Here is a 24,424-nt window from a genome sequence, read left to right on the forward strand (position 1 = left end):
GGGAACCTCACACGTGGTGACGCAGGAGGGTGCCGGGCTCGGCTCCGGCCAGGGTCTCCACCATCCAGCAGGCCTCCAGGGGAACCAGGGGCTCACTCAGCGCATCCAGAACGGTGGGGTGGTCGCAGCCGGCCTCGGTCAGCGCGCCGAGCAGGTCGGGCACCGGAGCCAGGTCACCGGAGTCGGCGATCCTGCGGGCCAGGGGGCGTGTTGTCGCGTACCACTCCTGGTGGGGCACTCGGTTGAGGAGTGCGCTCGCCCTGCGTACCACATCTGTCAGGTCCTCGTGCGGAAAGCGTGAGTCCGCCCGCACCTGGAGGCCCGCCTGCGCCGGTGCGCTCATGGCCGCGATCGCGGCCTCGTCGAGCACCTGCGGTGACGGAACCGGAGGGACCGGCCACCAGCTCTCGTCAGTGAAAAGCGGAAGCGGTGCCTGCTCCGGACCGGCCGGCTCGGCGGCCGTGACCTCCCGGCGCAGCGACCGGTACGCGGCCTCGCGCACCGCCGCGACACCCGCGGCATCATCGTCCGGCGTCGACGGAGCGAACGGCGACAGCAGCGCGACCACCAGACCGGGGTGCGGAAGGGTCGGATCGTCGAGGGCGATCACCCGGGCGAAGGATTCCAGCTCCCACCATCGCAGCGCGGCGGGATAGGGCCCGTCGGCCGGCGCCCAGCCCAGCTGGACCGGCTCGCTGGAGGCCGGACGGCGCAGCCCCAGCGCCCGCTCGCCGGACGGCAGGTCGATGTCGAGCACCAGCGCGTAGCCGTCCACCACGGGAAACGACACACGTAGCTGCGACGGCAGGTCATCGGCCTCGCCCAGCTCACCGGCCCAGAACCGGGGGTCCAGGGCCAGGCGGCGCAGCGCCTCGGAAACGGGCATCCTGTCATCCTGCCCGGCGACGTCAGCACCTGCCACGCCGGCCATCCAACCGCCCCACCCACCACCCACCAGCGGACCAAAGGCCGGATACCCTGGTCATCCCATGCCTGTTCTCAACAACGCCCAGCAGAGAGCGGTAGCCGAGCTGCTCCGCGTGTCCCCGGTCGCCGATGAGCTGGGGCGCCGCTTCGCCTCCGCAGGTCATGAGCTGCACCTGGTCGGCGGGTCGGTGCGCGACGCGTTGCTCGACAGCCTCGGGGACGACCTCGACTTCTGCACCGACGCCCGGCCCGAGCAGACACTCGCCGTGGTGAGCGGGTGGGCGGATGCGATCTGGGAGACCGGGCGCGAGTTCGGCACGATCGGCATCCAGAAGAACGGCCTGCGGATCGAGATCACCACGTTCCGGGCCGAGGCGTACGACGGGGTGACGCGCAACCCGGTGGTCGCGTACGGGACGTCGCTGCTCGACGACCTGTCCCGGCGGGACTTCACGATCAACGCGATGGCCGTCTCGGTGCCGGGGCACGAGTTCACCGACCCGTTCGGCGGCCTCAACGACCTGGCGTCGCGGACGATCCGGACGCCGTCCACGCCGGAGAGCTCGTTCGGCGATGATCCACTTCGGATGCTGCGTGCCGCCCGGTTCGCCGCGAAGCTCCGGTTCACAGTGGACCCGGCGGTCGTGACGGCGATGCGGGACATGGCCACCGATCTCGACCGGATCACGGCGGAACGGATCCGGGACGAGTTCACCAAGCTGATGTGTGCCGCCGACCCGATCACCGGCCTGCGGCTGCTTGTCGACACCGGGCTCGCCGACCGCTTCCTGCCCGAGATCTCCGGGCTGAAGCTGGAGATCGACGAGCACGCCCAGCACAAGGACGTCTACGAGCACACCCTGATCGTGGTGCAGAACGCGATGCGCCTGGAGGACGGCGACGAGCCGGACTTCGTCCTGCGGATGGCCGCGCTCATGCACGACGTCGGCAAGCCCGCCACCAAGGCCGTCGGCCGCGACGGCCGGGTCAGCTTCCACCACCACGAGGTGGTCGGCGCCCGGCTCACCAAGCAGCGGATGAAGGCCATGCGCTATCCCAAGGACGTGACCACCGAGGTGGTCGGGCTGGTCGGTCTGCACCTGCGCTTTTATGGGTACGGGCGAGGCGAGTGGACCGATTCCGCAGTGCGCCGCTACGTCACCGACGCCGGACCGCTGCTCACCCGGCTGCACAGGCTGACCCGTTCCGACGTGACGACCCGTAACCGGCGCAAGGCCTCGCAACTGGCCGCCGACTACGACGCGCTGGAGGACCGGATCGCCCGGATCGCGGCCGAGGAGGACCTCGCCAAGGTCCGCCCCGACCTGGACGGCAACGCGATCATGGAGCTGCTCGGGGTGCCGCCGGGCCCGATCGTGGGCCAGGCGTGGCGCTTCCTCAAGGAGCTCCGCCTCGACCGTGGTCCGCTGGACCGGGACGAGGCCGAGGCGGAGCTGTTCAAGTGGGCCCGGGACCAGGGCCACATCTCCTAACGCTTGCTTCGTCTTCTAGCGCTTGCTTCGTCTTCTAGCGCTTGCTTCGCTTTCTAGCGCTTGCTTCGCTTTCTAGCGCTTGCTTCGCCGATGCGGGCTGGTCCGCATCGGCGAAACAGGCGTTAGCGACCCCCGAAGCTGATCTCCCGGCCGGCGAACTCGGCGGGCAGGATCACCTGTAGCTTCTTCTCGCCTTTCAGGCTGAAGTAGTAGACGTTCCGTCCGGCCGCCGCCAGCACGGTGTCCGACCCGGCGAACCGGACCGGGACGGTGCTGTCCGCAGCGATCGTCGCCACCGTCCGGCCGGAGGTCACCTCGGCGATCCGGATCACGTCGGCCGACGCGTCCGGTTCGAGCAGCACGTGCCGGCCGTCCGGGGACCAGGCCGCGGTGCCCGCCGGTACGCCGGGAATCGGCAGCTCACGCAGCAGCTCACCGCTCGTGACCGAGTAGACGCGGACCGACTTCACGGTGTCCGGCCGGGACTCGGATCGCGGCACGCCCGGATCACGCTGCGCCAGCGCCACCTCGGTCCCGCCCGGCAGCCAGGTGAAGACGCAGTGGTCCGGGCACAGCTCGCGGCTCTCCGGCAGATCGTGGTCGACCGCGTCGCCGGTCGCCGCGTCGATCACCCGGAAACCGCCGTCGAGGAGGGTGACCAGCAGCTTCGTACCGTCCGGCGACCACTGGACGCCGCTGCCCGGGCCGTGTCCGAGCATCCGGACCTGCCCGGTGGTGGCGTCGGCGATGCCCATCCGTGCCGTTGTGCCGCTCTCCACCAGGGCGAACCTGCCGGCCGGCGCGGCGTCCAGGGCCTGATAGCCGCTGGACAGCACCCGGTACCTGCCGGTCGCGCGGTCCAGGACCACGTTGCCCTCCTGGAACGTCTTCTTGGCGGTCCGCTCCTGCCCCTGGGCGTCGGCGACCGACTTGCGGCCGACGCCGGCGACGACCACGTCGCCGGGCAGGATCAGGGGGTCGTTCCACCAGCTGTCGTCGGCCGCGGACAGCTGGGGCACCTGATCGGTGCCGTCCGGCGACGGAGTGGGTGCCGAGGTGGGCGCCACCGGCACCGGCGGCGCGCTCCGGCGATCTTCCATGATCGCGTACGGGGTGATGACGGTCCCGATGAGCGCGGCGGCCACCAGCCCCACCACCGTACGACGGCGCCGCCGGATCCGGCGTCCGCGGATGCGAGCGGCGCCGGCCAGGTCAGGAACGGAGGGTGCGGACGCCGCCAGGTCCTCGACAGCGGCGCGCACCGAGTCTTCGAGGTGCCTCATCGCGTGCCTCCCGTCGAGGGCGCCCAGTCGCCGACCAGATCACGGAGTTTGGCCAGGGCGCGGGAGGCTTGGCTGGCCACGGTTCCCGGCCGGCAGCCCAGCACCTCGGCGGTTTCCTCCACGCTGCGGTCCTCCAGATAGCGCAGAACCAGCACGGCGCGCTGGCGGGCGGGTAACGAGAGCAGCGCCTCGCGGACCGCCAGCCGGTCGGTGACCTCATGATCCCGGTGGGTCGGCCAGGGGTGGTCCGGTGGCTCGGCGACGAACACCTCGCGCTGCCGGGACGGCCGCCGCCAGCTGGACGCCCGGTCGTTGTAGATGATCTTCCGGACGTACGCCTCGGCGTCACCGTGAATGCGTGGCCAGCGGGCGTACGCCTTTGCCAGCGCGCCCTGGACCAGATCCTCGGCGGTATCCCGGTCGCCCGTCAGCGCGTGCGCGATCCGGAGCAGCGTCTGCCCCCGTGCCGCGACGAAAGCGGTGAACTCCGCCTCGAGTGACTCCTTCACCCGTCACCTCCTCGGAGTCAGACGCCGCAGCGATCGGAAAGTTTGCATGCGTTTCTTGTCGCACCCCTGACGCAGAATGGTTGGGGTGTTCGTCGTCGAGTCAGCAATCGGGCCGCTCGGCGTCGCCGTCGACGGCGACGCCGTTGTGGGTGTGCGATTCGCGGTGCCCGCCGGGTCTGCCGGGTCTGCCGGGTCTGCCGCGGATCATCTCGCGGCGCGAGAGCTGCGGGACTACTTCGCGGGAGACCTGACCGACTTCACGGTGCGGTTCGAGCTGCGTGGCGGCTCCGAGTTCGAGCGTGCCGTGTGGGAGCAGATCGCCCGCATCCCCTATGGCGAGATGATCACCTATGGGGCGATCGCCACCGCGCTGGGCGATCCGGGAGCGGCGCGGGCGGTGGGCACGGCGTGCAACCGCAACCCGATCCCGGTCATCGTGCCGTGTCACCGGGTCGTCGGCGCGGGCGGGAAGATGGTCGGCTTCGGGGGTGGGCTCGACCGCAAACGGAAACTGCTCGAGTTGGAGGCGAGGGTCGCGCTGACACGAGCCTGGGGCTGAGCGGGGGCGGGTTCCGGCCGCTCCGAAAGCGGGGACTACTTCAGCCGTTCCGGAAGCGGGGACTACTTCGCGCGTTCCGGAAGCGGGGACTACTTCGCGCGTTCCGGAAGTGGGAAGTGCTTTGCCCGTACCGGAAGTGGGGTGTGAAAAGGCCGGCCCACGACGCGGGCCGGCCATTTTCGCTCACGATGAGCTGATGATCAGCTCTCGATGTCGCCGCGGATGAACGACTCGACGGCCTGGTGGGCGTCGTGGTCGCTGTACTGAACGGGCGGGGACTTCATGAAGTAGGAGGAGGCCGACAGGATCGGGCCGCCGATGCCGCGGTCCTTGGCGATCTTCGCAGCGCGCAGTGCGTCGATGATCACACCGGCCGAGTTCGGGGAGTCCCACACCTCGAGCTTGAGCTCGGCGTTCAGCGGGGTGTCACCGAAGGAGCGGCCCTCCAGGCGGATGTAGGCCCACTTGCGGTCGTCGAGCCACGGCACGTGGTCCGACGGGCCGATGTGCACGTCGCTCTTGACCATCTCGTGCGGGATCTGGGACGTCACCGACTGGGTCTTCGAGATCTTCTTCGAGACCAGGCGGTTGCGCTCCAGCATGTTCATGAAGTCCATGTTGCCGCCGAAGTTGAGCTGGTAGGTGCGCAGCAGCTCGACACCGCGGTCTTCGAAGAGCTTCGCCAGGGCGCGGTGCACGATCGTCGCACCGACCTGGCTCTTGATGTCGTCGCCGACGATCGGCAGGCCGGCGTCGGTGAACTTCTGCGCCCAGACCGGGTCGGAGGCGATGAAGACCGGCAGGGCGTTCACGAACGCGCAGCCGGCGTCGATCGCGGCCTGGGCGTAGAACTTGTCGGCCTGCTCGGAGCCCACCGGGAGGTAGGAGACGACCACGTCGACCTCGGCGTCGCGCAGAGCCTGCACGACGTCGACCGGCTCGGCGCCGGACTCCTCGATGATCTCGCGGTAGTAGGTGCCGAGACCGTCGAAGGTCGGTCCACGCTGGACCGACACACCGGTCGGCGGCACGTCGGTCAGCTTGATCGTGTTGTTCTCGCTGGCGACGATCGCTTCGCTCAGGTCCATGCCGACCTTCTTGGCGTCCACATCGAACGCCGCGACGAACTTCACGTCGGACACGTGGTAGTCGCCGAAGGTCACGTGCATGAGACCCGGGACGCGGTCGTTGGGGTCGGCGTTCTTGTAGTACTCCACGCCCTGCACGAGGGACGAGGCGCAGTTACCCACACCGACGATGGCGACGCGGACGGAGCCCATCGCGTTTGCCTCCTTGTTGTTCACGGCCGGTCCGGGTGCGGACTCGGTGTTTCCGGGGGTGGAGCCGTCTCCGCCGCCGGCGCTGCGGCGGCGGAAGCCTGACCGGGCGTTGCGGTGAGCCCGGCATGGTTACGGACGGCCGGGGTACGGCCGGACCGCTCGTTGGTGATCAGTTCCTCGAGCCAGCGGACCTCGCGCTCGCACGCGTCGAGCCCGTGACGCTGGAGCTCGAGCGTGTACGCGTCGAGGCGGTCGGCGGCACGGGCGAGGATCTCGCGGAGCCCCTCGCGGCGCTCCTCGATCCGCCGGCGCCGGCCCTCGAGGATCCGGAGGCGGGTCGCCTGATCGGTACGCGAGAAGAAGGTGAAGTGCACCCCGAAGCCGGCGTCGTCATAGGTTTCCGGGCCGGTCTGGGTCAGAAGGTCCGCGAAGCGTTCCTTGCCCTCGGCCGTGATCTTGTAGACAACGCGGCCCCGTTTGCTGGTCATCGGGGGAATGATGTCGCTGCTGGTCTCTGTCTCGCTGATCCAGCCGGCCAGCTTCAACCGCTTCAAAGTCGGGTAGAGGGTGCCGTAACTGATGGCGGCCCGCAGGGTGCCGAGCTTGGTCGCGAGCTCCTTCCGGAGCTCGTATCCGTGCATCGGGGCCTCCTGCAGGAGACCGAGGATCGCCAACTCCAGCACTTGGCCCTCCCATCTCTGTCCCCGCAAGAAGCTTGCCCCGATGTATCGGCTCGATACATCGTCACCGTAGATCGCGCTGCTGTAGTGCGCAACTCAGACATGCTCCGGAGTCGCCGCGCCACGCTGAGTGATGGCGGTCGCCGGGTTCGCGGTGACCGCGTACTCTTCTCGCCATGCGCACGCAGCGGCAAGTGGTCGACTACTCGCTACAGAGGCGGTCAGTCCTGCGTGACGTGCGAAACGGCAAGATCGGAACGCTCGAGGTCTGCGACGCGTCTCCTTACTTGAGAAACGCGGCGACCTTCCACGGCGAGCCGACCGACGAGCGCTGCCCGATCTGCCGCCGCGACAACCTGACGCTGGTGCACTACGTCTATGGCGAAGAGCTCAAGCACTCGGCCGGGCAGGCCCGGAAACTGGCGGAGTTGCCGGTTCTTGCGATGACACTCCGTGAGTTCCAGGTCTTCGTCGTCGAGGTGTGCCGCTCCTGCGCGTGGAACCACTTGATCGAGCGGTTCGTGCTCGGTCGCGACGGCCTCGCTCCCGAGGACGCCCCGATCGAACCGTCGGCCGCCTCCTCCGGTGGCCCGGGCCCCGTTTCGGCGGGGTCATGGTCACATCGCGGGGAGGGGCGACGATGAACCTGTTCGATCTCGCTAACGTGTACAAGATTGGGACCGACGCGGGCGCCCTGCGCTCATATCGGTCTGAATGGACATTTTGTAGTACGGCTGCGGTCCCCGCAGCCGTAGACGCCCGCTCGTGGCGCACCGTCGGGGTGGCCCCTCCGGGTTGCCAGGCAGCGCCCCCGCGACCGGTAGGTGTGAAGAAATGAACGCGTACGGCGATTCGCAGTCCGCACGAGCCCGGGCCAGAGTGCCCGGGCCGTCCGCTGCTTCCACGCCCGACGACGAGCCAGGAGGCCGGCCCGCCCCGGACGCGTACCGGCGTCCGTCCGGTGCCGCCTCGGTGGCCGCCTCGCCAGGTCGTGCGTCGGTGGGCAGTGCTTCAGCCGGCCGGGCATCCGTGGGAGCGGCCTCGGTCGGCACCGCGTCCCCAGGGCGTGCCCCGGTGGGATCGGCCCGGGCGGCGGCCGCTGTCGCGCCGCCCGTCGGCGGTCGTGCCTCCGTGGCCCGGGCGGCGGTCCGCCCGGTTCCGCCCGGTGGACCGGGTGGCCCAGGCGGTCCCGGTGGCCCGGGTGGTCCTGGTGGACCCGGCGGGCCCGGCGGCCTCGGTGGCGGCAAGGGACGGACCAAGGCGGACAAGAAGTACCGCCGGGCGAACATCCTCACCGCCGCGGCAGCCGTGCTGGTCATCATGCTCGGCGTCGGTATCGTCGGCGGCACCTACTTCTTCGACGACGTCGATCTGCCCACGCCCGAGGCGGAGGCGCAGATGAACGTGATCTTCGACGCCACGGGCAAGAACGTGCTGGCGCGCGAGGGTGAGCCGCGCATCAACATCCCGTTCAAGAACATCAGCCAGACGATGCAGTGGGCCGTCGCCGCCGCTGAGGACAAGAACTTCTACAACCACAACGGCATCGACATGAAGGGCATCGCCCGCGCCGCGTGGAACAACTTCACCGGCGGGGACAAGCAGGGTGCCTCCACCATCACCCAGCAGTACGCCCGGCACGTCGCTGACCTGCGGGACATCAGCTACAGCCGCAAGCTGCGTGAGGCCGTCATCGCTCGCAAGCTGGAGTCCAAGTACGACAAGCCCGAGATCATGGGCATGTACCTGAACTACATCGACCTCGGCGAGGGCCGGTACGGCGTCGAGGCCGCGGCCAACGGCTACTTCAACAAGTCGGCGGTCACCGGCGGCAGCGGCGGCAAGAAGGAAATCAACGTCTACGAGGCCGCGGTGCTCGCCTCGATCATCAAGCAGCCCTACCCGACGAGCTCGCACCAGGGCTACGACCCCAACTACAACCTGGAAGACGCCAAGCAGCGCTGGGAGTACACGCTCGCCAACATGCGCGAGATGAACTGGATCTCCCAGGCGGACTACGACGCCAGAAAGTACCCGACGGTCAACAAGCCCAACGCCAACAAGTGCAAGACCTGCGCCGAGGGCAAGCCGGTCGGCATGATCATGCGGCACGTGACGGCCGAGCTGACGGAGCTGGGCATCACCGAGGCTGATCTGCAGAAGGGTGGTCTTCAGATCACCACCACGATCAACCCGAAGGTGCAGAAGGCCGCCGAGGCCGCGGGCTCGCGCAAGAGCAAGACGTCGCCGATGAACGGCCGGCCGAAGAGCTACCAGGCCGCGGTGATCGGTATCGACCCGAAGTCCGGGCAGGTGCTCGGTTACTACGGCGGTGACGACCCCAACGGCACCGACTACGGCGGCTACATGTCCGGTGACGGCAGTGGCGTCGTGGACTGGGGCGGCCAGTCGCCGGGCTCGACGTTCAAGATCTACACGCTGGCCGCGGGCCTTCAGGAGAACCTCTCCTTCGACTCGATCTGGGACGGCACGATCAAGCCGGAGGGCCGCGACAAGATCAGCAACGCCGGTGCGGAGGAGTCGTCCGTCTGTGGCGGCAAGATCACCCACTGTGACCTGGAGCGGGCGACGATCAAGTCGTACAACTTCCCGTTCTACTGGATCGCCGACACCATCGGATACGAGAAGGTCATCGCCGCGGCGAAGGCCGCCGGTGTCGAGCACATGTGGACGAACGGGTCGAAGCAGAACCCGTCCGGCAAGATGATCGACTTCACCAAGACCAACGAGTCGACGTGGAAGAGCAACTTCTCGGCCGAGGTCGCCTTCGGTCAGTTCCGGGTCATCCCGCTGGAGCACGCGGCGGGTGTCGCCACCATCGTCAACGGCGGTGTGAAGCAGAAGGCCCACTTCATCAAGACGGTGAAGCGGCTCGACCCGACCACGGGTAAGTACGTGGCCTGGAAGAGCGAGAAGAAGGACGGCAAGCAGGTCTTCCCGGCCGCTGAGATGAGCGACCTGCTCGGCGTGATGGGCAAGATCCCGGGCGACCAGGGCAACACCCTGCGCAACGGCCGGCCGGCCGTCTCCAAGAGTGGTACCTGGGAGTTCGGCAAGGGCAACGGTGACACCTGGTATGTCGGTGGCATCCCGCAGCTCGCGGCGACCGTCTGGGTCGGTGGTGCCAAGGACAAGGTGCAGCTCACCGAGTCCGGCGGCAAGAAGATGTTCGGCTCCGGCACGCCGGCGGACATCTGGAAGGAGTTCATCAACACGGTGACCTCCGAGCTCGAGTGGGACACCGAGCGGTTCCCGGAGCGGATCAAGGGTGGCGACCCGGCCGCACTGGGCAATGGCACCGCGCCCCCGCCCGTGGAGCAGGACCCGAATCTGAGCGTGGTGTGCCAGCAGCTCCCGCAGCTCTGCCCGACCGACAACGGTGGCAACCAGGACAACAACGGGAACACCGGACCCGGCAACAACAACGGGAACACCGGCCCGGGTAACAACAACGGCGGCGGTAATACCGGACCGGGTGACGACGGCGATTGACGCCGTCTCAGCTGACAGCGGCGCTCATCTGTTTCTCAGGTGGGCGCCGCTTTCTGCTTCCCTCCGGCTTTTGCTCCGTCCGGCTTTCTGTTCGTTGCCCGGCTTTCGGTTCGCGTCTGTCCAGTGAAGATCCGTTTGGACGTGTGGCCCGTCACCTGTCCGGGCCGCGGATGCGGCATGATGCCAAGACATGAGCACGCAACCGCCTCCTGACCGTCCCGACGTTTCTCCGGCGACCTCGGACGGTTTCGTGCGGGGGCTGTCCCAGATGATCGGCGGCCCACTCGGCTCGCACGCCGTGCCACCGGACTCCCGGCCCGGCCGGTTCTGGACGGCTCCCCGGATCGTGCTCGCACTCACCTGCCTGGTGCTCGCCCTCTCCTGGGTGCAGAAGTCGCCCTGCATGGACGGCAACTGGCAGAAGAACATGCAGTACACGCGGTACTGCTACACCGACGTGCTCGCTCTCTACTACGCCGAGGGCATCAACGAGGGCAAGGTGCCGTACGCGGATCACCCGGTCGAATACCCGGTGGTCACCGGCTACTTCATGGGTGCGCTCGGCCTGCCCGTGCACGCGTACGGTGAGAGCAACCCCGACATCAACCAGGGCAGCTGGTTCTACAACGTCAACGCCCTGGTGCTCTGCCTCTTCGGGGTCGCGACCGCGGCGGTGATCCTCGCCCTGCGGCGCCGCCGGCCCTGGGATGCGGCGATCTACGCGCTCTCGCCGATCATGCTGGTTACCGCGACGATCAACTGGGACCTCCTGGCGATCGGTCTCGCCGCCATCGGCCTCTACCTCTGGGTCAAGCGCAAGCCGGTCTGGGCCGGCGTCTTCCTCGGGCTCGGCGCGGCGGCGAAACTGTGGCCGCTGTTCATCCTCGGCCCGATCCTGATCCTCGCCCTGCGCACCGGACGGTTCCGGCCGTTCGTCAGCGCCTTCCTGGCGACCGGCATCACCTGGGCCCTGGCGAACTTCCCGGTCTTCTACTGGTACCACGAGAGCTGGCTGCGGTTCTTCCGGCTCAACTCGGAGCGGCCCATCGACTGGGGCACCTTCTGGTACATCGGGCGGTACCTCGACGGGAAGTGGAACACCGGCACCGCCGGGGACCAGGGTCCGTTCCAGTGGCTGAGCAACAACATCCCCACGCTCAACTACCTGTCGTACGCGTTGTTCGCCCTCGCCTGCCTGGGCATCCTGTTCCTCGGCCTGCTCGCCCCGCGCCGCCCGCGCCTGTCCCAGCTGGCCTTCCTCGTCGTCGCCGCCTTCCTGCTCTCCAGCAAGGTCTGGTCCCAGCAGTACGTGCTCTGGCTCCTGCCGCTCATCGCGCTTTCCCGGCCCAAGTGGGGCGCGGTCATCGCCTGGTCCATCGCCGAGGTGGGTTACCTGGCGGCGTTCTACGCCGAGCTGATCGGGGCGGGCGGCAAGTCGGTCATCCCGGAGGGCACGTTCGTGCTGGCGTCGACCGCGCGGTTCGTCACCGTCGCGCTGCTCTTCGCGCTGGTGGCCCGTGAGGTCTGGCGGCCGGAGCTGGACGACGTGCGGCAGTCCTACGACGGGCTGGACCCGGATGCGGGGCCGCTCGACGGGCCGGAAGCGGGATGGGTGAGCGGGTTCCGCAAGGTGTTCGGGCTCGGGCCTTCGCAGGAGGCGCCGGATCGGTCGCCGGTCGAACCGGTGCCGGACGACGCGGAGCCGGCTCTGCCCGAAGCAGCCGTCAAGGGTTGATCATGCCGATCAGGTCGACCGGTGACGTTGTCACGCGTTGATCAGGCCGATCAGGTCGACCGGTGACGTTGTCACGCGTTGATCAGGCCGATCAGGTCGACCGGTGACGTTGTCACGGGTTGATCAGGTTGGCCGGTGGGGTGGTCGGGCCGGTTGTGGGCAGGACTGCTGTGGGCGGGACGGTTGTCGGTAGGCCGGCCAGTCCGGGGATGCCTGTCGTTCCCGGGAGGCCGGTTGTGGTGCCGGGGACGGGCAGGGTCGGGCTGGTGGCGGAGCCGGGGGCCGGCGGGTTCAGGCCCGGGCTGGTGCCGGGGACCGGCTGCTGAGTCGCACCGGGGGTGCCGCCGGGTGTCTGGGGCGGCGTCCGCTGGTTCAGCCGGAACAGGACAGCATCCTCCAGGTCCTCCCGCTGGATGCCGAGCCCGTCGACCGGGATGTCGCCGGCCCGCTGCCACGGGGTGTTCACCGCCGCGGTGCGGAGCAGCAGGACGCTGGTGACGCCGATCGAGCGTAGGTACTCGATGCTCGCGAAGTCGGGGAACGAGACGACCCGGGCCCGCATCTCGGTCTGGCGGGCGGCGGCGAACACACCGCCACCGTTCGCCATCTGCTGGAATTTCGAGGTGGACCAGAGCTGCACGGTCTGGTCGGAGAGTTCGCCGGTCGGCAGCACCAGCATCGGGCCGGCCCGGACGGTGCGCATGACCGACGGCTGCGCCGGGACGGTCGGGTGCGCGGTGGCGTTCCAGCCCTCCAGAGCGACCAGGACCAGTGGCAGCAGCATGGCCATCCGCAGCCACGGGCCGGGCCGGGGCGGCATCCGGTGTGCGGCGAGGTGCTCCGAGCGGCGGACGAAGTCGTCGACCGCGCCCGCCGCGAGAACGGCGAGCAGCAGCGTCACCCACAGCATCAGCCGGCCCGGGATGCGCAGGTCGAACGAGGCCGGATAGTGGCTGAACAGCGGCAGGTAGGTCCAGCGGCCCTCGAAGAAGGTGGTACCCAGCGTCAGGATCACGGCGACGCTCAGGCCGAGCAGGAGCAGGAGCCGGTGCCGGACCCGCCAGATCGAGAACAGCAGACCGGCCAGCGCCAGCGCGTAGAGCACGAAGCCGGGCAGCAGGGACATCTCGCCCGGCCAGCCGAGCGACGAACGGGGCACGGCGTGTGCCAGACCCCAGATCCGTGACTCGGCCGGCCCGATCAGCAGGCTGCGCAGCGGCGGCGAGAAGAACTGGATCTCCTCGAGGCGCGCGCCGGAGTCCTTCACCAGCGCATACGGGACGGCGATCATCAGGCCGACACCGGCGAAGATCAGAGCACCGAGGGTGTCGGTGGCGACAAGACGCCAGCCGAGCAGCGACTCGTGCTTACCCCGGAGGAACCGGAGCAGTGCGAACCTGCCGTTCTGCCGGATGCCGTGCACGACCGAGGCCACCAGCAGGAAGACCAGGATCAGACCTAGCACGTACGCGAAGGGCAGGCCGAGCGAGAACCCGATGCTGATCTGCCAGACGGCGGCCGCCCAGCCCGCTGCCGCCCAGCCCGCGTGCCGGCGTGCGGGCCGGAAGCCGTACCGCATGGAATAGCCGTGACCGCGAGCCAGCATGGCCAGGGCCAGCGGGATGGCGCCCGCGGAAATGATGTCGAGGTGCCCCGCCTGCGCCAGCCGCCACGGCGCGAAGGCGAAGGCGACACCGGCCACCGCGGCACCGACCGGCCGGGCGCCCAGCTGGCGCACCAGGGCGTAGGCGCCGATCGCCAGCAGGGCGTGCGCGAAGACGAAGAGCAGGTTGTAGCGCAGCACCGCGGCGGAGGCTCCGGTGCCGATCATCCCGAACGGGGCGTAACCCAGCAGGCTGTCGCCGAACCCGAAGCTGAGCGCCTCCGGGTAGTACGCGTTCGAGTGCCACAGCCGGATCGGGTCGGTGATGAGGATGTGGCCGGCCCAGGAGACCTGCCACGCCTGGCGGGACGGGTCGCCGAGATCCTGCGGGAGCGTGTGCAACGGGTACTGCATGGCCGGCCAGGTCATCAGCACGGCCAGCAGAAGGCCCGCGTAGACGGCGAGCGCCCACTCGTGGACGAGAGAACGGCGGGCCTTGCGCAGCGAGCGGCGGATGCGGCCGGGTTGCTGCTCGGGGATCGAGGCGAAGACCGTCCACGGGTCCGGCGGGGCGCCCGGTGGGCGGGTGGTGGGTAGTTTCTTCCGCTCTTTCTTCTGGCGCGGGTCCGCCGGTCCGGTCTCCAGTGGAGTATCGGTTTTATCGGGCTTATCGCTCTTGTCGGTATCAGTCTTGTCGGTATCAGTCTTGGTGGTTTCGGTCTTGACGGTGTCGGGCTTCGCTGGGCCGGTTTTGTCGGGGGTGCCCGGCTGATCGGAGGTGACCGGTTTCGCCGGTCCGGTTCCGGACGCCTTCCGAGAGCCGAAAAGACCGAATCTGCGCCGCTGCTTCGGCAGCTTGGTCTCGGTCTCGGCTGGTTGTGTCCGAGCCTTCTGGGCAGCCACCGCAGGCTCGGGCTTCGGGCCCGATGCCGCGGGCTCGGCCTTTCGGTCGGTCACCGCTGTGCTCCCGGATGCACTGTTCCCGGATGCACTGTTCCCGGATGCGGTGCTGCCGGCCTTTGTGCTGCCGGCCTTTGTGCTGCCGGCCTTTGTGCTCACGGCTGCGGGGCTCGTCGGGGCTGAGCTTGTCGGGGCTAAGCTCCCAGGCGCGGGCAAGCTGGGCCCGACCTCACCCATCGCGGGCGAGATCGGTTTCGGCTGCTCGGTCATGACCCTCCCGTGCCGGTACGCCTAGCTGCCCGCCCGCTCCCGCAGAAGGGCGATGTCCGCGGTCTGGCCCTCAGCTCCACCAGGGGTCTCCACAATGGCCGGCGCCCCGGAGGCGCGGATCGCCGCCACCACCAATTCGGGGTCGATCTTCCCACTCCCCAGGTTGTCGTGCCGGTCCTGGCCCGAGTCGAATCCGCCCTTCGAATCGTTGGCGTGGATCAGATCGATGCGTCCGGTGATCGATTTCACCCGGTCGACGATCCCGACGAGGTCTTCACCGCCGGCGAACGCATGACAGGTGTCCAGGCAGAAACCGGCGCCGAACGAACCGACCGCCTCCCAGAGCCGCGCGAGGTCGTCGAACCGCCGGGCGCACGCGTTGTCACCGCCGGCCGTGTTCTCGATCAGGACGGGGAGGGGAAGACCACCGTCCTTCTCCGCATACTCGAAGGCCTTTTTCCAATTCTCGAAGCCGGCGGCGAGGTCGGCGCCCGAGCCCACATGCCCGCCGTGCACGATCAGGCCTTTCGCGCCGAGCTCGGCGGCGGCCTTGGCGTGCGCCATGAGAAGTTTGCGGCTCGGAATCCGGATCCGGTTGTTGGGCGAGGCGACATTCACGATGTACGGCGCGTGGATGTAGATGTCCACCCCGGACGCTCGCAGCTGCTCGACGTCCTCGCGCGGTTTGGGTGTCTTGTACCCCTGTGGGTCGGTGAGGAAGAACTGCACCGCGTCAGCGCCGCGGGCGGCGGCCTCGGCCAGCGGATCTGCGGGGTCGACATGGGCTCCGATGCGCATGGGACGAGCCTACGACGCGGGTACGACGGTTTCCCCCCGCGTCACCGCGCTCAGCCACCCCTCGTTACCTCCATTGATTTTTCTTGACGATGCCGGCGGGACCGGCGGCTGACTAGGGGATGGTGCATGTCGCGGCAGTTCCGATACCGGATGGCAGCGGTGACGCTGAGTGGGTTGATCTTCGGCCTACCGCTGCTCACGAACGGGACGGCGAGCGCCGAACAGGTGGAACCGGCCGGCCGTCAGGTGAGTTTCGGCGGTGGGGTGCTCGGGCTGTCGTGCGAGTCCCGTCCGAGCGTGGAGTCGATGACCGTACCGGCTGACACTGTCGTCCGGGTGGTCAACCGGACCGGTCACGACGCCCGGCTGCGGCTCGGTGGCACGGCGAGGGGCACCGTCCCGGAGGACGGCTCGGCCGAGCTGGTGTTCCGCCGGGGAACCACAGCGGTGCTGCTGACGCCGGACTGCGCCCAGGGCGACGAGGTGCTGCCGATGCTGGTCACCGCCGAGCCGTCGGCTTCGTCCACGCCGGGAGAACCGCCGTCCGCCTCGGCCGCCGGCAGTGCCTCCACGATGATGGCGAAGCCGTCGGGCCCGGGTTCGCCGGCCGGGTCCCAGTCCGGATCGACCCTGCCGGACTCGGTGTCACCGGATGCGCGCCCCGCTCGGACCTCGCCGGACCAGATCCGGTCGAGCACGCGGAAGGCTGCCGAGTCGCGGCCGGCGGCCACGGTGCGGGGCGCCGCCGTCGAGACGCCGACCATGCCGCAGGGCGGTGTCAGCCCGAGGATCAAGGTCAAGACCATGCGGGGTACGGAGGGAGTCGGCGCGCCGGCTTTCGCGGGAATGCCGCTGGGTGACCGGAAGACGCTGCTGCCCGCCACGTCGGGGACGTCGATCCCGGCCGCTGCCGCGGTCGCGTCGCACGGTGCCGAGGCCGCGGCGCCGACCGCTCCCACAGCCGAGGGTGTGCCGGTCATGGAGGCGGTGGAGCCGGGTGCCGGTGCCGGGGCTGTCGCCGAGCCGGTCGCCGCGGTCGGGCCGATTCGGGACGGGCGGCCGGTCGGACTGCTCGGGCTGACGGCGCTGATCTGCGTACTCGGTGTCTCAACCGCCGCAATTCGGGCAATCGTGTCGCAACGTGCATCCCGTACAAATATGGCGTAAGCTCCTCTTTGAAAGCTCCGCGGGGCGTACGCGTCCACCTCATCGGTGTGGTCGTTCCTCCCCAGGTCCCACCCAACGAACCGGGCCGGACGCCCCGCGGCTTCTTCATCCGACGACCCCGTCCCCGGACGGGGTCGTCGTTTTTGGGCCTGGCGCCCTACCTGGGTATGCTGGCTCGGTTCGCAGTGTGTTCGCCGTGGGGCGTTTTCACTCCCACGGCTTTCTTCTGCGTTCGACACAAGACCTCCTGCCACGGAGAGACCGTGGCCGCACAGCCCACAGGAGGTGAGACAGTCTTGCGTCATTACGAACTCATGGTGATCCTCGATGCTTCGCTCGAGGAGCGCACCGTCGCACCGTCGCTCGATCAGTACCTGAACGTGATCAGGACCGCGGGTGGCTCGGTGGAGAAGCTCGACGTCTGGGGCCGTCGCCGGCTCTCGTTCGAGATCAACAAGAAGGCCGAGGGCATCTACGCCGTCGTCGACCTTCAGGCGACCCCCGAGGCCGTCGCCGAGCTGGACCGTCAGCTTCGGCTCAACGAGAACATCCTGCGTACCAAGGTCATCCGTCCCGAGACCCGCTGAGGCGTTTTTGTCAGAGGGTCCTGAGACCCTTTGCGTCTACGACTGAAGCGGCGAGGAGAAGTTCATGGCAGGAGAAACCACCATCACGGTCGTCGGTAATCTGACCGACGACCCTGAGCTGCGCTTCACCCCCTCGGGTGCGGCGGTCGCCAAGTTCCGCATCGCCTCGACACCGCGGACCTTGGACCGGCAATCGGGCGAATGGAAAGACGGCGAGCCACTCTTCCTCGCGTGCAACATCTGGCGTGACGCCGCCGAGCACGTCGCCGAGTCGCTGCAGCGTGGCGCTCGGGTGATCGTGCAGGGTCGGCTGCGTCAGCGGTCTTACGAGACCAAAGAGGGAGAGAAGCGCACCGTCTACGAGCTCGAGGTCGACGAAATCGGCCCGTCCCTGCGCTACGCCACGGCGAAGGTGCAGAAGATGAGCCGGTCCGGTGGCGGTGGCGGCGGGGGTGGCTTCGGCGCCTCCGGTGGTGCCTCCGGTGGCGGCAACCGGCAGTTCAGCGGTGGCAATCGCAGTGGCGGTGGCGGCGGCGGTAACAACGGCGGCGGCAACGACTTCGACGATCCCTGGGCCACGGCTGCCCCGGCCTCCGGCAACCGCTCCGGCGGTGGCGGTGGCGGTGGCGGCAACTCCTCGTTCGACGACGAGCCTCCCTTCTAAGCCCGACGGGCTTTCCCAGTTCAGGAGTAAGAGCAATGGCTAAGGCTGCGGCGCTTCGCAAGCCGAAGAAGAAGGTGAACCCGCTCGACAAGGACGGGATCACCTACATCGACTACAAGGACACCGCGCTCCTGCGGAAGTTCATCTCCGACCGCGGCAAGATCCGTGCCCGCCGCGTGACCGGTGTGACCTCCCAGCAGCAGCGGCAGATCGCCCGCGCGGTCAAGAACGCCCGTGAGATGGCGCTCCTGCCGTACACGGCTACGGCTCGCTGAGAGGGGGCACCGAGATGAAGATCATCCTCACTCAGGAAGTGTCGGGCCTCGGCACCCCCGGCGACATCGTCGAGGTGAAGAACGGCTACGGGCGTAACTACCTGCTGCCGCAGGGGTTCGCGATCCAGTGGACCAAGGGCGCCGAGAAGCAGGTCGTGGTCATCAAGCGGTCCCGCGAGGCTCGCGAGATCCGTGACCTGGGCCAGGCCAACGAGGTCAAGGGCCAGCTCTCCGGCCTTAAGGTCACGCTGGCGGCGCGCTCCGGCAACGGTGGCCGCCTGTTCGGCTCGATCACCCCGGCCGAGATCGTCGACGCGGTCAAGGCCGCCGGCGGTCCGCCGCTGGACCGGCGCCGCCTCGAGCTGCCGGGCCACATCAAGACCACTGGCGCGTACAACGTCAAGGTCAAGCTGCACCCCGAGGTGACCGCCACGTTCCCCGTGAACGTGGTCTCCTCCAAGTAACACGCACCACCGCCAAACGGCGCGCCGGCTCTCGCCGACGCGCCGTTTCGCTTTCCCCACCTCCCGCCGCCCCTCCCACCCTTCGCCGCCCTCGCCCCGCCCGCCCGCCCGCGCCTGGCCTCGCCGCGCCCGCCTGGCCTCGCCGCGTCCGCCTGGCCTCGCCCGCGCGCGCCTGGCCGCGCCGCGCCTCGCGGCGCCGCGCCTGGCCTGGCCGCGCCTGGCCTCGCCGCGCCTGGCCGCGCCGTGCCTGGCCGAGTCCGGCCGCGCCGTGCCTGCCCGCGCCGTGCCTGCCCGCGCCGTGCCTGCCCGCGCCGTGCCTGCCCGCGCCGCGCCGTGCCCGCGCCGCGCCGTGCCCGCGCCGCGCCGTGCCCGCGCCGCGCCGTGCCCGCGCCGCGCCGCGCCCGCCCGAGCCCCGCCGCGCCCGAGCCCCGCCGAGCCCCGCCGAGCCCGCCGCGCTGCCCGAGTTCCAGCGGCTCTGCCCGAGCCCAGCCGCTCAGCTGGTTGTGGGTGCTGCCTCGGCGGTGGTGATGCAGCACTGGGGGCCAGCTGGGGTGGTTTGGCTGGTTGTGGGTGCTGTTTGGAGGGTGGTGAGGGAGCACTGGGGGCCAGCCGAGGGTTCGGGCTGGGCGCTGGCGACGGTGGAGCGGGGGTGGGGTTGAGCGGGGGTGGGGTGAGCGGGACGGCGCGCTCACGCCCGGCGGGCGCGCTGCGGCTGGGACGGTGCAGGGGGTGGCGGGCCGCTTGAGGCGGGAGTCGTGTCTCGTACCGAAGAAGGGTTTGGGGGAACGGCCTGCCGGTGCTCGCCCTGCTGGGGGTGAGGGGCGCCTGGCCGGCGAGGGTGCAACGTCAGCTGAGGCTGTTGCCGGTGATGGCGGAGCTCAGGACGGTGGCGAGGCCACCGCCTACGACGGCGGCGGCCAGGCCGATGCTTGCGGATTTCCAGGCGGTGGTGGCTTGGCGGAGGCCGACCGCTACCAGCATGCTCAGGGCCAGGGAGATGCCGAATTCAGGGGCGGCGTCGGCGAGGGTGTCGAGCGCGTGTGAGCGCTGGCCGCTGTTGAGCAGGAACATGCCGGCTACGAACAGGAACACGGGTACGCCGTACCAGACGACTGTGTAACCGACGGCGGCCAAGGGGGTGCCGGTGGACTCTTCGTCCTCTTCGTCGTCGTCAGGGTCGAGGAGGTCGTTGCCGAGGCCGGAGACCAGGTCGGCGCTGACCGGGCGGCGCTCGTAGGAGCCGGTGCCCTGGAACGCGCCGGTGGAGCGGCGCGGAGGCCAGGAGGTGTCCTCGTCCTCGGTAGCCGCTGTGGCTGGTGCGGCTTCCGGGTCTCGGGTGATTACCGAGGTGGCGCTGAGGGCCAGGTTCGACGCCCCGGCCACGGTTGCTGATCCACTTGGCCGAAAGGGCGGAAAGTCCGATGTGTCGTAACGGCGGGATTCGCCCTCGGTTAGAGAGTTGTCCTGAGAAAGCTCCTGGCGCCAATCGGTTTCACCGTCCCTTCCGGCGCTGTCGCGATATTGGGCGCCGCGGCGCGACGATGCGCGCTCGGCGGCGAGCCAGTCGCCTGGCGGGCGGCTCTGGCCGTAGCCGCCGCCGTTCGAGGGGTCGGTCCCGTCGCCGTAGCCGCTGTCCGGCTGCGCGGAGCCGTAAGCGGGTGCGCTGGCGCGGCGCGGCTGACTCAGCGGGTCGGGCCACTCCGTCGAATCCGGGCGCTGAGTAGGGCCGGCGGGTAGTGCGCGGCGCGGCTCCTGCCAGGACTGACCGTTGCCGGCGGGGAGTTCGCGGGCCGGCGGGTAGTTGTTGCGCCGCGGCGGCTCGGCGGACGGTAGCTCCCGGGCGGGGCGGACCTCGCCGTACGGGCGGTTCGGCGGCGTGTCACGGCCGGGCTCGGACCAGCTCGGGGCGGGGCCGGACGGCAGCTCGCGACGCGGCGGCATGGGGCCCTGCCGACGGCCGTCCTCGGGGTAGTCGTCGGGTTCGACGTTCAGTCGCCGGTACTGCCGGCTCTGCCGGGGCTCGAAGTTCGGCGGTTCGTCGTCGCCGCGGGACATCGGGTCGGCTCCGCGGCGACGGCGGCCACTGGCCGGCGGTTCGGTCGCGCCGTAGCCGTTGGGAGTTCCGTAGCCGTTCGGGCCGTCGTAGCCATTGGGGCCGTCGTAGCCGTTGCGTCCGTCATAGCTGTTCGGGCCGTCGTAGCTGTTCGGGCCGTCGTAGCTGTTCGGGCCGTCGTAGGTGTTCGGGCCGCTGTAGCCGTTGCGTCCGGCGGCGGAACCGTTCGGACTGCCGTAGCCGTTGGGGGTGTCGTAGTCGTCGGGGGCGCCGTAAGGGGCGGGGCGGTCGTCGCGGGAACGGCGGTTGCCGCCGGGCTGGTCGCCGCGCCTGCCGTCGTCGAAGGGCAGCGCGGCGGCGCCACCCCAGGACGGGCTTCCCGAAGGTGTGGGGCCGGGTGCCGTGCTGTTCGGCCGGATGGCGCCGGGCATGGCACTGCGCGGGCGGCTGCTGGGCACGCCGATGCTGGTCTGGGTGCTGCTCGGCAGGGAGCTGTTCGGCAGGGAGCTGCTGGGCCGGGCGCCGAACGGCTGAGAGCTGTTCGGCTGCGGGCCGGTGGGCTGGGCGCCGTTCGGCGGTGCGCTGCGCGGGGCGGGCATCATCGCACCGTTGCGCTGGCCCGGGGCAGGTGTGTTCGGGACGGCACTTGTCGGCCAGGAACCGCCGGGCATGCCGCTGCTCGGTAGCGGGCCGCCGGGGACGCCGCCACCGCGTGCGCGTACCGGTCCGCCGCTGCCTGGTCCGTCGCCGCCCGGGCCGTTGAAGCCTGATCCGTTGAAGTCCGGTCCGTTGAAGCTCGGTCCGCCCATGGCAGGTCCGCTGATGGCGAGTCGGCCGCCGACCGGTCCGCTGCCGTCGGGTCCCTCGCCACGCCGGCCGCGGCGGGGTATGGCACGACCGTCCTCGCCGCCAGGGCCGTCGTCAGGGCCGTTTCCGGCGTCACCCTTCATGGACTCCCGGCGGGCGGCTTCCGCGCGCCAGGCGAGCACACGAGGGTCGTCCTCGGCGCGGCTCCACTGCCCGGTGTCCGGGTCACGGGTCCAGTTGCTGGTGTCGGGCTCCGCCGACCAGGAGGAGGTGTCCTCCCGCCAGTCGGTGGCGTTCGCGTTGTAGCGGGCCGGCCGTCCGCCGCGGGACTGCTGGCGCTCGGGTGGCGGCGCGCTCGACTGCTCCCGGCCGTAGCGGTCGGGGTACTGGCCGGAGCCGGTGTCCGGCTCCTCGCGGCGGCCGCGGCGTCGGCCGGGCTGCTCGTCGAAGCGGCCCGGTGCGTCCGCGCGGCCGGGTGTGTCGAAGCGGCCCGGTGCGTCGGCCCGGCCTGGTGTGTCGGCCCGGCCTGGTGTGTCGAGGCGGCCCGGTGTGTCGGCGCGGGCGCCCCACGTGGGGCCCGGTGAGCCGGGTGCGGGGTCCGAATGAGGCTGGATGTTGCCGGTGTCGGTGTGGCGTGCCCAGTCGTCCGGGTCGGGGCCGGACGACCAGCCGGAACCTCCGGAGGGGGTGGCGCCCGACTCCGGGGCGCGGCGGCGGCCGCGCCGGGGAGAGGGATCCTCGTAGGCGGCTTGGCGGCGCCAGGCCGCACGGTCGTCCTCACGGACCAGGTGACGGCCGTCCTCGGCGGGTGAGCTCTGCCAGCCGGAGGCGTCGGTGTTCTCCCAGCGGTTCAGGCCGGTGGTGTTCTCGCCGGGCGGCTCGATGGCGCGGCGAGCGTCGTTGCGCTGGGGATCCATGCCGCGGCGAGGGTCCATGGCGCGGCGAGGGTCGCCGCCGCGTTGGGGGTCCATGCCGCGTTGGGGGCCGTTGTCGCGGCTCCAGGAGCCGGTGGACAGGTCGGTGCCGCGTTCCCAGGAGCCGCTGGGCTCCTCGTCGGTGCCGCGTCCCCAGGAGCCCGTGGCCTGTCCCGGTTCGCGTTGCCACGAGCCGGTGGTCTGTCCCGGTTCGCGTTGCCACGAGCCGGTGGTCTGTCCGGGTTCGCGTTGCCAGGAGCCGGTGGTCTGCTCGGCGCCGCGGTCCCAGGAACCGCTGGGCTCGTCGTCGGTGCCGCGTCCCCAGGAGCCGGAGGGTTCTTGGGGGCCGCGACCGCGAGGGCCGGTGGGTCGTTCGTCGCCGCGGCCCCAGGACGGCGAGCCGCTGGCGGCGCCGTTCGTGAGGCCGGCCGAGCCGTGGGGGCCGCCCGAGCCGTTGGGGCCGAGTGCGCCGGCCGGGCCGATTGCGCCAGCCGGGCCGCTTAGGCCGGCCGGGCCGCTTAGGCCGGCCGGGCCGCTTAGGCCAGCCGGGCCGCTTGCGGCGCCTGTCGACCAGGAGTCGCCGGAGCGCTGCCAGGAGGGTGTCTGGGCGGAGGGCTGCTGCCAGGACGGGGCGGCGGCGGGAGCGGCACCCGACCATGTCTGCTCGACGGGCCTGGTGGCACGGCCGGGGTCGTCTGAGCGCCGCCAGGAGGGGGTGTTGTCCTCTGCCGGCTGCTGCCACGAAGGCGTCTGGGGGGCCGACTGCTGCCAGGAGGGTGTCTGCGCGGCCGGTTCCTGCCAGGACGGCGCCTGCGCCGAGGGCTGCTGCCACGAAGGGGTCTGCGGAGCGGACTGCTGCCAGGAGGGTGTCTGCGCCGACTGCTGCTGCCAGGACGGAGTCTGAGCCGGGGGCTGCTGCCGCGGCGCCGGCTGTTGCGTCTGCTGCCACGACGGTGTCGAGGCGGAGGCATCCTGCCAGGACGGGGCTGCGGAGGCATCCTGCCAGGACGGGGCGTCCTGCCGGGGGGCGGTCGCGGAAGCCTCCTGCCAGGAGGGGGCCGGGGACGACGACTGCCGCCAGGAGGGGGTCGACGAGGAATCGCCGATGTCCTGGATGTCGCTGTTACCGGAATCCGCACCGGGAGTCGGCCAGGCGGTGCCGGTGATGGCGGGCCTTTCTCCTCTTTCCGCGAGTCTTTCCCTCTCCGGAGTGACGTCCTCGTCGCCGCGCCACGCCTCGGTGGTCGAACGCCAGACGTGCGAACCGGTCGAGGAGCGCCACTCGGTGGTCTGCCGCCAGCGGGCACCGGTGGCCTGCCACTCGGAGGTCTGAGTGCGCCAGCCGACGCCGTCAGCGGGGAAGGTGGGACGCCCGGCAGAGGCCACCTCGGACCAGCGGTTGGCCGGCTCGATCGCCTGGCCACCGCCGTTGTACGGCTCGACTTCTGCCTGCTGAGCCCATGCGTCAGCCCGCCGCTGCCAGGTCAGCGCTTCTTCACTGGGCGCCATGCTGCCGGTGTCGGCGAGCGAGGCCCACCGAGACTCGGATTCGTTGATCTCCGGTTCCCGGGTGAGCCGAGCCTCCGCAGCGCGCCTGTCGCGCGACATGCGGGCGCCGTAGCCCCACTCCGGTTGGTCCACGTGAAAAGGGTGACGTGCGCGGGGCGGAACCGCAACGCCTCAGTGCGACGGCTTGCTCACCCACTCCGGTATTTCCCCTGATCCAGAACCTTTTCTGCCCTCCACAGGTGGGGACAGCAAAAGTCCAGTTGGGGAAGGGAGAAGCTCCGCCGTCCCCAGAAGTTGTCCACAAGCTGTGCACAGGCAGAAGGGACATGTCCACAGGTTGTCCCGAGGCTCGTCCACCGACGTGGTTAGGCAGGTGACCGCGTGATTCGTACAGTGGTCCAGCCTCACGTGCCCACTTTGATCCGGACGTTCTT

At 70.1% G+C, this 24,424-nt stretch carries 18 protein-coding genes; 10 read left to right on the top strand and 8 right to left on the bottom strand.

What is annotated here, in order from left to right:
- Window positions 1-7 precede the first annotated feature (7 nt).
- The gene (locus tag ACFQV6_RS10070) at window positions 8-886 is read right to left on the bottom strand and encodes a hypothetical protein (protein WP_378027107.1); all 879 of its coding nucleotides are present in this window, start codon (window positions 884-886) and stop codon (window positions 8-10) included.
- 103 nt (window positions 887-989) lie between these two features.
- On the opposite strand from ACFQV6_RS10070, the gene ACFQV6_RS10075 reads away from it, so the two are divergent.
- Window positions 990-2,420, top strand: coding sequence for a CCA tRNA nucleotidyltransferase (locus ACFQV6_RS10075; RefSeq protein WP_378027108.1), 1,431 nt, complete (start codon window positions 990-992; stop codon window positions 2,418-2,420).
- A gap of 122 nt (window positions 2,421-2,542) precedes the next feature.
- Here the strand turns inward: ACFQV6_RS10075 and ACFQV6_RS10080 are convergent, their stop codons facing one another.
- Window positions 2,543-3,703 (bottom strand): WD40 repeat domain-containing protein, encoded by a 1,161-nt coding sequence (locus ACFQV6_RS10080; protein WP_378027109.1) that lies wholly within the window; start codon window positions 3,701-3,703, stop codon window positions 2,543-2,545.
- Complete coding sequence (locus tag ACFQV6_RS10085) at window positions 3,700-4,212, bottom strand: SigE family RNA polymerase sigma factor (RefSeq protein WP_378027110.1); 513 nt, start codon at window positions 4,210-4,212, stop codon at window positions 3,700-3,702. Before ACFQV6_RS10085 ends, ACFQV6_RS10080 begins: the two co-directional genes overlap by 4 nt.
- A 76-nt stretch (window positions 4,213-4,288) precedes the next feature.
- On the opposite strand from ACFQV6_RS10085, the gene ACFQV6_RS10090 reads away from it, so the two are divergent.
- The gene (locus ACFQV6_RS10090; protein ID WP_378027111.1) at window positions 4,289-4,771 is read left to right on the top strand and encodes a methylated-DNA--[protein]-cysteine S-methyltransferase; all 483 of its coding nucleotides are present in this window, start codon (window positions 4,289-4,291) and stop codon (window positions 4,769-4,771) included.
- 200 nt (window positions 4,772-4,971) lie between these two features.
- Here ACFQV6_RS10090 and ACFQV6_RS10095 read toward each other — a convergent pair whose 3' ends face one another.
- Both ACFQV6_RS10095 and ACFQV6_RS10100 read right to left on the bottom strand, forming a co-directional pair.
- A complete protein-coding gene (locus tag ACFQV6_RS10095; protein WP_378027112.1) occupies window positions 4,972-6,051 on the bottom strand; it encodes an inositol-3-phosphate synthase in 1,080 nt (359 codons plus the stop codon).
- A 20-nt stretch (window positions 6,052-6,071) separates the two neighbouring features.
- Window positions 6,072-6,734 carry a PadR family transcriptional regulator gene (locus ACFQV6_RS10100; protein ID WP_378027113.1) on the bottom strand — a complete coding sequence of 221 codons (663 nt, stop codon included), beginning with the start codon at window positions 6,732-6,734 and terminating at the stop codon, window positions 6,072-6,074.
- Window positions 6,735-6,907: 173 nt separating this feature from the next.
- Between ACFQV6_RS10100 and ACFQV6_RS10105 the strand changes: the two genes are divergently transcribed.
- The 3 genes from ACFQV6_RS10105 to ACFQV6_RS10115 all read left to right on the top strand — a co-directional run bounded on the left by ACFQV6_RS10105 (window position 6,908) and on the right by ACFQV6_RS10115 (window position 11,979).
- Window positions 6,908-7,375 (top strand): DUF5318 domain-containing protein, encoded by a 468-nt coding sequence (locus tag ACFQV6_RS10105; protein ID WP_378027114.1) that lies wholly within the window; start codon window positions 6,908-6,910, stop codon window positions 7,373-7,375.
- A 430-nt stretch (window positions 7,376-7,805) separates the two neighbouring features.
- Complete coding sequence (locus ACFQV6_RS10110) at window positions 7,806-10,244, top strand: transglycosylase domain-containing protein (protein WP_378027115.1); 2,439 nt, start codon at window positions 7,806-7,808, stop codon at window positions 10,242-10,244.
- A gap of 190 nt (window positions 10,245-10,434) precedes the next feature.
- On the top strand, window positions 10,435-11,979 hold the full coding sequence (locus ACFQV6_RS10115) for a glycosyltransferase family 87 protein (RefSeq protein ID WP_378027116.1): 1,545 nt from the start codon (window positions 10,435-10,437) through the stop codon (window positions 11,977-11,979).
- A gap of 112 nt (window positions 11,980-12,091) precedes the next feature.
- Here ACFQV6_RS10115 and ACFQV6_RS10120 read toward each other — a convergent pair whose 3' ends face one another.
- Both ACFQV6_RS10120 and ACFQV6_RS10125 read right to left on the bottom strand, forming a co-directional pair.
- Window positions 12,092-14,539, bottom strand: a complete 2,448-nt coding sequence (locus ACFQV6_RS10120) for a hypothetical protein (RefSeq protein ID WP_378027117.1) — start codon at window positions 14,537-14,539, stop codon at window positions 12,092-12,094.
- Window positions 14,540-14,773: 234 nt separating this feature from the next.
- Window positions 14,774-15,550: a deoxyribonuclease IV gene (locus ACFQV6_RS10125; protein WP_378027118.1), complete on the bottom strand. Its 777-nt coding sequence runs from the start codon at window positions 15,548-15,550 to the stop codon at window positions 14,774-14,776.
- Window positions 15,551-15,676: 126 nt separating this feature from the next.
- Here ACFQV6_RS10125 and ACFQV6_RS10130 point away from each other — a divergent pair, with 126 nt between their 5' ends.
- From ACFQV6_RS10130 to rplI, 5 genes are all read left to right on the top strand, one after another.
- Window positions 15,677-16,717 carry a hypothetical protein gene (locus ACFQV6_RS10130; RefSeq protein ID WP_378027119.1) on the top strand — a complete coding sequence of 347 codons (1,041 nt, stop codon included), beginning with the start codon at window positions 15,677-15,679 and terminating at the stop codon, window positions 16,715-16,717.
- A 296-nt stretch (window positions 16,718-17,013) separates the two neighbouring features.
- Window positions 17,014-17,304, top strand: a complete 291-nt coding sequence (rpsF, locus tag ACFQV6_RS10135; protein ID WP_378027120.1) for a 30S ribosomal protein S6 — start codon at window positions 17,014-17,016, stop codon at window positions 17,302-17,304.
- A 64-nt stretch (window positions 17,305-17,368) separates the two neighbouring features.
- Window positions 17,369-17,968: a single-stranded DNA-binding protein gene (locus tag ACFQV6_RS10140; protein ID WP_378027121.1), complete on the top strand. Its 600-nt coding sequence runs from the start codon at window positions 17,369-17,371 to the stop codon at window positions 17,966-17,968.
- A gap of 35 nt (window positions 17,969-18,003) precedes the next feature.
- Complete coding sequence (gene rpsR / locus ACFQV6_RS10145) at window positions 18,004-18,243, top strand: 30S ribosomal protein S18 (RefSeq protein WP_007073789.1); 240 nt, start codon at window positions 18,004-18,006, stop codon at window positions 18,241-18,243.
- A 14-nt stretch (window positions 18,244-18,257) separates the two neighbouring features.
- The gene (rplI, locus tag ACFQV6_RS10150; protein WP_378027122.1) at window positions 18,258-18,707 is read left to right on the top strand and encodes a 50S ribosomal protein L9; all 450 of its coding nucleotides are present in this window, start codon (window positions 18,258-18,260) and stop codon (window positions 18,705-18,707) included.
- Between the two features lie 846 nt (window positions 18,708-19,553).
- On the opposite strand, the gene ACFQV6_RS10155 is transcribed toward rplI, so the two are convergent.
- A complete protein-coding gene (locus tag ACFQV6_RS10155) occupies window positions 19,554-24,122 on the bottom strand; it encodes a hypothetical protein (protein WP_378027123.1) in 4,569 nt (1,522 codons plus the stop codon).
- Window positions 24,123-24,424: the final 302 nt, after the last annotated feature.

It is taken from the genome of Actinoplanes sp. GCM10030250 (assembly GCF_042666575.1).
In the GTDB taxonomy this organism is placed as follows: Bacteria; Actinomycetota; Actinomycetes; order Mycobacteriales; family Micromonosporaceae; genus Actinoplanes.